Consider the following 9,948-nt stretch of genomic DNA (forward strand, 5'->3'; position numbering starts at 1 on the left):
TTGCAGTCCCAATCGTTTTACTGGGTACCTTTGCTATCCTCTACGCCTTTGGTTATTCGATCAATACACTCACGATGTTTGGCATTGTGCTGGCGATTGGCCTGTTGGTGGATGATGCTATCGTGGTGGTAGAAAATGTTGAGCGAGTGATGCAGGAAGAAGGCTTATCGCCCAAAGCGGCAACTAAAAAAGCCATGGGACAAATTCAAGGTGCTTTGGTGGGGATCACGCTAGTTTTATCTGCCGTATTTATTCCTATGGCTTTTTTTGAGGGGGCTACCGGTGTAATTTATCGACAATTTTCCATTACTATTGTTTCTGCCATGGTGCTATCGGTTATTGTCGCGTTAATTTTAACCCCCGCCTTGTGCGCAACCATGTTAAAGCCTATCGCCAAAGGGAGTCACCATTCAGTGAAAGGCTTCTTTGGTTGGTTTAATCGCCTATTCGCCAAAGCCACCCAACAGTACAGTGATGGCGTGAACCGTATTTTACGGACTACCGGGCGCTATTTAGTGCTTTATCTTCTGATTATACTGGGTACCATTATCCTATTTTTACGTTTGCCAACCTCGTTCTTGCCAGAAGAAGATCAAGGGGTACTATTAACCTTAGCTCAACTTCCCGCTGGGGCGACGCAACAACGTACGGAAAAAATACTTGAACAAGCCACCGATTATTTCCTGTCCCAAGATGCCGTTAGCTCATTGCTCACCATTAACGGATTTGCCACCAGCGGGCAGGGGCAAAATATGGGTTTAGCATTCATCAGCTTGAAAGAATGGAACAAACGAGCCGGGAAAGAAAATACCGTACAAGCGGTAGTGAACCGTGCGGCTCGAACTTTTGCAGGCATTAAAGACGGCTTAGTCTTCGTTTTTAATATTCCGGCGATCACCGAATTAGGTACCGCTACCGGCTTTGATTTTCAGCTCATTGATCAAGGAAATCTAGGGCACCGAAAACTAACCGAAGCACGCAATCAGCTATTAGGGATGGCAGCACAACATCCCGATGTATTAGTTGGGGTGAGACCTAATGGCTTAGAAGATACGCCACAATTCAAACTTTCAATCGATATGGAAAAAGCACAAGCGTTAGGACTGACCATCTCGGATATTAATACCACCCTGAGTTCTGCATTAGGTGGCAGCTATGTCAATGATTTTATTGATCGTGGCAGGGTAAAGAAAGTTTTTGTGCAAGCTGCCGCGCCATTTCGTATGTTGCCAGATGATATCGATAAATGGTACGTCCGCAGCAATACAGATAAAATGGTGCCCTTTTCCGCGTTTTCCAGTGCCAAATGGGAACAGGGTTCACCACGGTTAGAACGTTATAACGGTCGGCCATCAATGCAGATTTTAGGACAGGCGGCACCCGGCAAAAGTACCGGTGAAGCCATGGATCTAATGCAATATTTAGCCGCAAAACTCCCCGCTGGAATAGGTTATGAATGGAGTGGCATGTCTTATCAAGAACGTCAATCTGGCAATCAAGCAACCATGCTATACGCTATCTCGCTGATGGTCGTCTTTCTATGCCTGGCTGCATTATATGAAAGTTGGTCAATTCCATTCGCGGTTATTTTGGTAGTACCTGTAGGGATCCTCGGAACCTTATTGGCCACCTTTTTACGTGGACTGGATAATGATGTTTATTTTCAAGTGGGTTTGCTAACCACTATCGGGTTGTCCGCTAAAAATGCCATTCTGATCGTGGAATTTGCCAAAGAACTGATGGAAAAAGAAAACAAAGGGTTGATTGAAGCAACGCTTGAAGCGGTTCGCATGCGTCTGCGACCCATTCTAATGACCTCCTTGGCTTTTATCCTCGGCGTTACACCGTTAGTCATTAGCAGCGGAGCGGGTTCGGGCGCACAAAATGCGGTAGGTACCGGAGTTATGGGAGGAATGATTGCTGCAACAGTACTGGCTATCTTCTTTATCCCATTATTCTTTGTGATGGTTCGTCGTCATTTTAGTAAGCACACCGAGGGTATCGAGGGGCATGAAAAGTGATACAGCATAGATATACCCAATGAATTTCGAGTTACGGCAAGGCGGCCAGGGGGTGAGACCGATGAGCGTAGACATACTACGTGATTCGGCGAACACCCGCAGCCAACGCCGCCGTAACTTGAAAGGCGAAGGGTATAGTTCAAGGTGGGGTCGTACACCCCACGAAGATAGTACATACAGACAGAAGCTATAAATAAGCGAAAGTATAACTCTAGCTTATTTATTGGTGTCATATTCGGTCATAGAAACGTCAAAATGAGCTCTCTTCCTAACCGCTGCTAAATGATCCATAATAATTTTTTCGTATTCAATAAAACCAGGCGGACGAATTCCAAAAAATGGGCCGTAATGTTGTATATCATGCATTCTACTAGGTACAGGCATAATCATATCATCAAAATTATGTACTGATATTTCTCTCAATTTTTCATCAGGCCAAAAAATTATATTAATAAGAGACGTCCATATTGATATATAAGCCTCTCCTGGCAATAAAGATTGCAGCATGATATGGTCATGGCCTTTACTATAAAAGTAATAAAATTTTTCCGATTTTTTTAGATCCTCGGTTCCGTCACTAACTAATTTTTCTAAATAAATTTTTACCTTTTTAAGCTCTAGGAGGTTTTCTTCATTAAGAAATTTTTTCTTATTAAAAATATCTAATAATATATTTAACCGCTCAAGTAAAATGTTTGCTTTTAAAAACTTTATCCTGTCCACTACACAAGCAGGTAATATTTCTATATTACTATCTGTCAAATCCAAAACCACTAAATCTTCTAAAATACTAATATCCGGCAGTTCCTTTAAAAGTGTATTATTTTTGATCCATAGCTCTGTTATCCCCTTTCCCCAGAACTTAGCATTTGGTAAAGCACTAAATCGTAGATCAGACAAATCTAATATACCGTATTCATATTTAGCACGATTTTTCAATATATTGACAACCTGAGCACGATCTTCACCAGGCTTCTGATTTGGATCATTCTGGTACGCATCTAGCACTTTATACCTGTTGTGCAGAGAGGTATCTTCTGGCGACGAAAACGAGTAAACATAATTAGCTGCACTAGTTACAAAACCTGGCATTTCCATAATTGAAATATTTTCCCAATACTGTAATTAACATTAAATTTTTATTAAGCATAATAATATACATACTATTATTTTCATCTATCTTTTTCGTTTCCGTATACGCTTAATTTAAGTTCTGTTACTTCTGGCGTGTGAAGAAATAGTAAAGGGATTAAAGATAAATAAGGAAGATTGAGCTTAGCCTGCCCATTTGCGACACATCTCACCAAATTCTGTAGACAATTAACTTTAAATACTGGAGAGACACGAATATTTGTTTTATCTATCAGGCGTTTCTGGTAAAGGGAAGTATTTACATCTTTCGCCTTTGAAACCTCCGCGTTGTTGGCTGCGGGAGTCGCCCGAATCACATAGTAGTCTACGCTCATCGGTCTCACTTCCTGGCCGCCTAGCGGAAACTTGAAGGACTGGAGTATAGAGCCTATTTGAAATCTTCTTTGAGCTGTGCTCAATTGATGAAAAAAAGCGCAATTCTTTTTTATCTTAATGTTTTGACGAAGTATCAGCGAGCACAAGAGATTTCGAATAGGCTCTTACCATACAGGTGAACACCAGTATCGTTACACAAATAACGATAAGTCCATACAAAATAAGTCTTCGTGACATAATAGCATGCTTGTCTTTGAGTTCATTTTTTCTGTGAGGGGAGAGGATCTGGGGCGCAGCACACAACTAAAAGTAAGCAGAAAAGGTTGGGTGCTCAAGTGTCACATGTCTTTCACCGAAAAGGCGGGGCGCGAACCCCGCCTCGCGGTTAGCTCTTAAATTCGTAGTTCAGGAACACCGCTACCTCCGTGTTACCTTGTTTGATACGTAACTCACACAGTGAATCGCGTATCAGCAAGGTGAAAAGTAAAATTGTGATACAAATCACAATTAAACCGGATAACGCGAATTTTCGCGGCATTCTGACCTCCGATTGCATTTCTGCAGTTAAGAGGCTATCCTTATGTTCTGTGGACATATTGGAGCCTCGGGTTAATTAAGAAAATTACTCGGGGCTTTCGTCTTTCTGCCTATCACGACTGCTCAAAGCAAAAAGCCTCAAGCACCCAACCGCATCTTAACAGAATTCTTTTTCAGCACCACCTTCTCCTTCCCACTCAATACTATAACCTTCGTCTTTGAAGTTGCCTTCGGCTGCCAGGGCGACCGACCGATGAGCGTAGATATACCATGAGGCGAGCACCCGCAGCCAACAACACGGCGTCTGCAAAGACGAAGGGTATATCTTAAATTAAGCTTATTTACAGTCCAATAACCTTGCCGTAGAATGGCCGTTTATCCGATGCGCCGTGAAACCCTGTCCTTCAAGGACAAGGATATACCCATCGCCTTTGAAGTTTCCTTCGGCTGCCAGGGGGTGAGGCCGATGAGCGTAGACATACCGTGAGGCGAGAGCTGGCAGCCAACAACACGGCGGCTTCAAAGGCGATGAGTATAGATGATATCAATAAATTCAAAGCGCCAAAGACGCGCAACAATCAGTTTCGAGCGAAATTTCATCGCACTATTTTTGTTATTGGGGTCGTTAGATGGGACTGAAAAGTAACATTAAAAACATAGGAATGTTTTTTTTATTAGTAGCCACAATCATGTTGGGTGGTTGTGATACTGTGTTAATGGATCCTAAGGGTGCTATCGGAGTTGAACAAAAAAAATTGATACTGATGGCTACCGGTTTGATGTTAATCGTGGTCATCCCGGTTATTTTGATGACCTTTTTTTTCGTATGGAAGTTTCGTGCTACCAATAAAAATGCCACTTACAAGCCTAACTGGTGCCACTCTAACAAGATAGAGTTTGTTGTTTGGACAGTGCCAATCATTATCATTGTTATTTTGGCAGTAATAACTTGGCGAACCAGCCATGAGCTTGATCCTTACAAACCCCTTGTTAGCGATAAACAACCTGTCACTATTGAAGTGATTTCACTTGATTGGAAATGGCTATTTATCTACCCCGAGCAAGGTATTGCCACCGTCAATGAATTAGCCTTTCCAACTCATGTCCCCGTGAATTTTAAAATCACCTCTAACTCGGTAATGAATGCGTTTTTTATCCCTCAGTTAGGCGGGCAAATTTACGCGATGGCGGGAATGCAAACCAAATTGCATCTCATTGCTAATCAAGCGGGTCAATACAAAGGCATCTCCAGTAGTTACAGTGGTGCCGGCTTCTCAGGTATGAAATTTACCGCTATCGCTACGCCTACAGAAGCAGATTTTGATCAATGGGTCGCTCAAGTGAAAGCCTCACCAGACGCTTTAAAAGATACAGCTGATTTTGATGCATTAGCGCTGCCCAGTGAAAATAATCCCGTTCAATACTTTTCTAGTGTGAAATCCGAACTATTTAATGAAACGATTAACAAATTTATGGGTGATATGCATATGCATAATGGCAGTCATATGAACGAAAACATGCATAAAGACACACATAAAAGTGAACATGCTCACCTAGAGGCCGAGGAATAAAAGATGTTAGGAAAATTAACACTTGACGCGGTGCCGTTTCACGAACCTATCGTTATGGTAACCCTTGCGATCGTTATGCTGGCTGGATTGGCGCTGACAGCGGCCTTAACCTACTTTGGCAAGTGGAAATGGCTATGGAGCGAATGGTTGACTTCAGTTGACCATAAAAAAATCGGTATTATGTATATCATCGTTGCCATGGTCATGCTGCTGCGTGGTTTTGCTGATGCGATTATGATGCGGAGCCAGCAAGCGCTTTCTTCAGCGGGAGAAGCGGGTTTTTTGCCCCCTCATCACTACGATCAAATTTTTACCGCCCATGGCGTGATCATGATTTTTTTTATGGCGATGCCTTTTATCGTCGGTTTGATGAATATTGTGGTGCCTTTACAGATCGGAGCACGTGATGTTGCCTATCCATTTTTAAATTCACTGAGCTTTTGGTTGTTTGTCGTCGGTGTACTCTTGATTAACATATCGCTTGGCGTGGGTGAATTTGCACAAACGGGATGGTTGGCTTATCCACCGTTATCCGCTAAAGAATATAATCCAGGCGTTGGGGTCGATTATTGGATATGGAGTCTGCAAATATCTGGCCTCGGTACCTTGCTGGCAGGTGTTAACTTTTTCGCTACCATTCTTAGAATGCGGGCACCTGGCATGTCGATGATGCAAATGCCAGTGTTTACCTGGACAGCACTCTGTTCGAATATTTTAATCATCGTTGCTTTTCCCATCCTGACAGTGACTATCGCGTTACTGACGTTAGATCGCTACCTTGGCACTCATTTCTTTACTAATGATATGGGTGGCAACATGATGATGTATATCAACCTGATTTGGGCCTGGGGTCATCCGGAAGTTTACATTCTCGTTCTGCCCGCATTTGGTATATTTTCTGAAGTAACCGCCACTTTTTGCCGGAAACGTTTATTTGGCTACACCTCATTAGTCTGGGCGACCATTGTTATTACCATTCTCTCCTTTGTCGTTTGGTTACACCATTTTTTCACTATGGGATCAGGGGCTAACGTTAACGCTTTCTTTGGTATCGCCACTATGATTATTTCTATACCCACTGGGGTGAAAATCTTCAATTGGCTGTTTACCATGTACCAAGGTCGTATCCAATTCAATTCTGCTATGCTGTGGACTATCGGATTTATTGTTACCTTTACCGTGGGTGGTATGACTGGCGTGCTACTGGCGGTACCAGGTGCCAATTTTGTTCTACATAACAGCTTATTTCTAATTGCTCACTTCCATAATGTGATTATTGGAGGGGTTGTGTTTGGTTGTTTCGCCGGTTTGACTTACTGGTTTCCAAAATCTTTTGGTTTTACACTCGATGAAAAATGGGGGATCCGCGCATTCTGGTTCTGGCTCGTTGGTTTCTTTGTCGCCTTTATGCCGCTGTACATTTTAGGCTTTATGGGGATGACGCGACGCCTGAGCCAAGATATTAACCCAGAATTTCATCCGATGTTGATGGTCGCGACCGGCGGCGCCTTGCTGATCGCCTGCGGGATTTTATGTCAGCTCATCCAAATTTTTGTCAGCATTCGTGATCGTGAAAAAAATCGCGATCTCACCGGTGATCCCTGGAATGCACGGACATTAGAATGGGCGACTTCTTCTCCTCCTCCATTTTATAACTTCGCGCTAGTGCCAAAAATTCATGATCGTGATGAATTCTGGCGGATGAAAGAAAATGCTGAGGCTTACCCGTTTTTGGCCTCGCCAGACACAACGAAATCCGATGTTATCAAACCAAACTCCGCAAAATATGAACCCATCCATATGCCGAAAAATACTGGAGCTGGCGTGATTATTGCTGGGTTTAGCTTGATCTTCGGTTTTGCGATGATTTGGTATATCTGGTGGTTAGCTATTGTCGGTCTGATTGGCGCTATGGTTACTTGGATTATAAAAAGCTTCGATGAAGATGTGGATTACTATGTACCCATTGACGAAGTAGCCCGTATAGAGAGTCAACATCATGAAAAAATCAGCAAAGCAGGCGTGAATTATGTCAACTGAAACTCTGGCGCACCCTAATAATATCACCCATCATAATAGTATTCATTCAGAGCACCATCACCAGGACATGGGCGCCATTAAGGTATTCGGTTTCTGGATTTACTTAATGAGCGATTGCATTTTATTTGCAGCGCTGTTTGCAAACTATGCTGTGTTAGTCAACGGCATAGCAGATGGGCCAAGCGGTAAAGATATTTTTGATCTGCGATTCGTATTGATAGAAACCTTCTTGCTGTTATTGAGTAGCATCACTTACGGCATCGCAATGCTCGGCATCAATAAAGGCTGTAAAAATCAAGTTAACATTTCGTTGGCATTGACTTTTATTTTGGGGCTGGGTTTTGTCGCGATGGAAATTTTTGAATTCCATGAACTCATTGCTGAAGGCTATGGCCCGGATCGCAGCGCTTTTTTATCGAGCTTCTTCGCATTGGTGGCCACTCACGGTATCCATGTCAGCGCCGGTTTGATCTGGATCATTATTATGATAATTCAAGTCATGAGACGGGGTTTAAACACCACAAATCAAACGCGGTTGATGTGTCTGAGCTTATTTTGGCATTTTCTTGATGTGGTCTGGATCTGCGTATTCACCATTGTTTATTTGTTAGGAGCAATGTAAATGATTGATACTACTGACCATGCTGGGGCGAGTCATGGAAGTTTGAAGTCCTATTTGATTGGCTTCGTGCTGTCCATTATTCTGACCGTGATTCCGTTTGCCATGGTGATGAGCAATACTGCTTCTCATACTCTTATTCTTACTACGGTAGTGGCTTTAGCGATCGTGCAAATTATCGTACATCTAGTCTATTTCTTACATATGAATGGCTCATCGGAAGAGCGTTGGAATTTAGGCGCTTTTTTATTCACCATCTTGGTAATAGCTATTATTGTTGTTGGCTCACTTTGGATTATGTATAACCTTAATATCAATATGATGCCCTAACTAATATGATGATCAATAAAAGCGTATTTGAAATCGCCGTTGAGCTACCGCTACGCTCAGTTGAAAAAAAAATGGGCGAAAAAGCGCAGTTGCCTTTTTTATACAAAAACAAGGACATCAATGGACGTTTCGAGCCTTTTTTTGACAAGGTATCAGTACACACGAGAGATTTCAAACAGCCTCTAAGAGCTGTATTGTAATGATGAAGCAATACCTACAGATCACTAAACCCGGTATTATTTTTGGTAATTTAATTTCCGTCGTTGGCGGATTTTTGCTAGCGGCACAGGGTAGTGTTGATTATGCTTTATTGCTGGCTACTCTTTTGGGTGTCTCATTAGTTATTGCTTCAGGCTGTGTATTTAATAACTATATTGATCGCGATATCGATAAAATGATGGAAAGAACCAAAAACCGGGCGCTGGTAAAAGGACTTATCGATCCAAAAACCAGCCTGGTTTATGCTTCCCTATTAGGTATTATCGGTGTTTTGTTGCTTTGTTTTATGACTAATGTACTGGCTGTGATATTAGCGGTAATAGGTCTTATTATCTATGTTGGCATTTATAGTCTTTACATGAAACGTCACTCTGTCTACGGTACTTTAGTTGGAAGTTTATCTGGCGCTACACCCCCGGTTATTGGTTATTGCGCCGTTACAGGGCAATTTGATACCGCTGCTTTTATCCTATTCTTCATTTTTTGTGTGTGGCAAATGCCACATTCCTACGCTATTGCTATCTTCCGCATTAAGGATTATCGCGCCGCCAATATTCCTATCTTACCTATCATAAAAGGCATATCGGTCACAAAAAACCACATCACACTTTATATTTTGGCATTTATGGTAGCCACGTTAATGCTGACGTTAAGTGGTTATACCGGATATCACTATTTTATCGTGACCGGCGCAGTGAACCTTTGGTGGTTCGTTATGGCATTGCGCGGTTATCAAGCAATAGATAATCATCTTTGGGCGAGAAAACTTTTTGTGTTTTCCATCATTGCCATCACCTCATTGAGCATCATGATGTCTATTGATTTTTATTAAACCTCTTACCCCAACAGCTTGACGGTGTTTGCAGCTGCAACATGAGATCTATACCCAATATTAACGACATTAACGACAATAAAATGACCTCGTTAGAACTACGTACCACTTGGGGGCTAGGGACGGTTTTTTCACTGCGCATGCTGGGTATGTTTATGCTATTACCTGTGATTAGCATTTATGGCATGACGTTGGAAGGCGCCACTGAATCACTGATTGGTATCGCTATTGGTATTTATGGGCTAACGCAGGCGCTGTTGCAAATTCCCCTTGGACTGCTGGCTGATCGTATTGGTCGTAAGCCAATTATCG

Annotated in this window: 12 protein-coding genes; 9 read left to right on the forward strand and 3 right to left on the reverse strand. The window is 42.4% G+C overall.

Annotation, left to right across the window (positions count from 1 at the left end):
- Both REG_RS14830 and REG_RS13435 read left to right on the forward strand, forming a co-directional pair.
- Window positions 1-2,021, forward strand: a 2,021-nt coding sequence (locus REG_RS14830; RefSeq protein WP_039907999.1) for an efflux RND transporter permease subunit, incomplete at its 5' end; no start/stop codon positions are given.
- A 19-nt stretch (window positions 2,022-2,040) separates the two neighbouring features.
- The gene (locus REG_RS13435; protein ID WP_176603490.1) at window positions 2,041-2,214 is read left to right on the forward strand and encodes a hypothetical protein; all 174 of its coding nucleotides are present in this window, start codon (window positions 2,041-2,043) and stop codon (window positions 2,212-2,214) included.
- 23 nt (window positions 2,215-2,237) lie between these two features.
- Here REG_RS13435 and REG_RS07945 read toward each other — a convergent pair whose 3' ends face one another.
- From REG_RS07945 to REG_RS07955, 3 genes are all read right to left on the reverse strand, one after another.
- Window positions 2,238-3,113: a hypothetical protein gene (locus REG_RS07945; RefSeq protein WP_141553655.1), complete on the reverse strand. Its 876-nt coding sequence runs from the start codon at window positions 3,111-3,113 to the stop codon at window positions 2,238-2,240.
- A gap of 80 nt (window positions 3,114-3,193) precedes the next feature.
- Complete coding sequence (locus REG_RS13440) at window positions 3,194-3,487, reverse strand: hypothetical protein (protein WP_039908002.1); 294 nt, start codon at window positions 3,485-3,487, stop codon at window positions 3,194-3,196.
- A gap of 386 nt (window positions 3,488-3,873) precedes the next feature.
- Window positions 3,874-4,026 (reverse strand): Hok/Gef family protein, encoded by a 153-nt coding sequence (locus REG_RS07955; protein ID WP_141553656.1) that lies wholly within the window; start codon window positions 4,024-4,026, stop codon window positions 3,874-3,876.
- 628 nt (window positions 4,027-4,654) lie between these two features.
- On the opposite strand from REG_RS07955, the gene cyoA reads away from it, so the two are divergent.
- The 7 genes from cyoA to REG_RS07990 form a co-directional block, all read left to right on the forward strand.
- On the forward strand, window positions 4,655-5,596 hold the full coding sequence (gene cyoA, locus REG_RS07960; protein WP_006705174.1) for a cytochrome o ubiquinol oxidase subunit II: 942 nt from the start codon (window positions 4,655-4,657) through the stop codon (window positions 5,594-5,596).
- A gap of 3 nt (window positions 5,597-5,599) precedes the next feature.
- On the forward strand, window positions 5,600-7,636 hold the full coding sequence (cyoB, locus tag REG_RS07965) for a cytochrome o ubiquinol oxidase subunit I (protein ID WP_006705175.1): 2,037 nt from the start codon (window positions 5,600-5,602) through the stop codon (window positions 7,634-7,636).
- The gene (locus REG_RS07970) at window positions 7,626-8,258 is read left to right on the forward strand and encodes a cytochrome o ubiquinol oxidase subunit III (protein ID WP_006705176.1); all 633 of its coding nucleotides are present in this window, start codon (window positions 7,626-7,628) and stop codon (window positions 8,256-8,258) included. The genes cyoB and REG_RS07970 overlap by 11 nt, the downstream gene beginning before the upstream one ends.
- Window positions 8,259-8,585: a cytochrome o ubiquinol oxidase subunit IV gene (locus REG_RS07975; RefSeq protein WP_006705177.1), complete on the forward strand. Its 327-nt coding sequence runs from the start codon at window positions 8,259-8,261 to the stop codon at window positions 8,583-8,585.
- A gap of 5 nt (window positions 8,586-8,590) precedes the next feature.
- The gene (locus tag REG_RS07980) at window positions 8,591-8,785 is read left to right on the forward strand and encodes a hypothetical protein (protein ID WP_039908007.1); all 195 of its coding nucleotides are present in this window, start codon (window positions 8,591-8,593) and stop codon (window positions 8,783-8,785) included.
- Window positions 8,785-9,636 (forward strand): heme o synthase, encoded by an 852-nt coding sequence (gene cyoE, locus REG_RS07985; RefSeq protein WP_006705178.1) that lies wholly within the window; start codon window positions 8,785-8,787, stop codon window positions 9,634-9,636. Before REG_RS07980 ends, cyoE begins: the two co-directional genes overlap by 1 nt.
- A 68-nt stretch (window positions 9,637-9,704) precedes the next feature.
- Window positions 9,705-9,948, forward strand: a 244-nt coding sequence (locus REG_RS07990) for an MFS transporter (protein ID WP_176603492.1), incomplete at its 3' end; no start/stop codon positions are given.

The organism is Candidatus Regiella insecticola LSR1 (assembly GCF_000143625.1).
GTDB lineage: Bacteria > Pseudomonadota > Gammaproteobacteria > Enterobacterales > Enterobacteriaceae > Regiella > Regiella insecticola.

What these genes read in the sequence shown, in the direction of transcription:
- REG_RS13435 (WP_176603490.1), top strand. Translation starts at nt 2,041, where the DNA reads ATGAATTTCGAGTTACGGCAAGGCGGCCAGGGGGTGAGACCGATGAGC.
- REG_RS07945 (WP_141553655.1), bottom strand. Translation starts at nt 3,113, where the DNA reads ATGCCAGGTTTTGTAACTAGTGCAGCTAATTATGTTTACTCGTTTTCG.
- REG_RS13440 (WP_039908002.1), bottom strand. Translation starts at nt 3,487, where the DNA reads ATGAGCGTAGACTACTATGTGATTCGGGCGACTCCCGCAGCCAACAAC.
- REG_RS07955 (WP_141553656.1), bottom strand. Translation starts at nt 4,026, where the DNA reads ATGCCGCGAAAATTCGCGTTATCCGGTTTAATTGTGATTTGTATCACA.
- cyoA (WP_006705174.1), top strand. Translation starts at nt 4,655, where the DNA reads ATGGGACTGAAAAGTAACATTAAAAACATAGGAATGTTTTTTTTATTA.
- cyoB (WP_006705175.1), top strand. Translation starts at nt 5,600, where the DNA reads ATGTTAGGAAAATTAACACTTGACGCGGTGCCGTTTCACGAACCTATC.
- REG_RS07970 (WP_006705176.1), top strand. Translation starts at nt 7,626, where the DNA reads ATGTCAACTGAAACTCTGGCGCACCCTAATAATATCACCCATCATAAT.
- REG_RS07975 (WP_006705177.1), top strand. Translation starts at nt 8,259, where the DNA reads ATGATTGATACTACTGACCATGCTGGGGCGAGTCATGGAAGTTTGAAG.
- REG_RS07980 (WP_039908007.1), top strand. Translation starts at nt 8,591, where the DNA reads ATGATGATCAATAAAAGCGTATTTGAAATCGCCGTTGAGCTACCGCTA.
- cyoE (WP_006705178.1), top strand. Translation starts at nt 8,785, where the DNA reads ATGATGAAGCAATACCTACAGATCACTAAACCCGGTATTATTTTTGGT.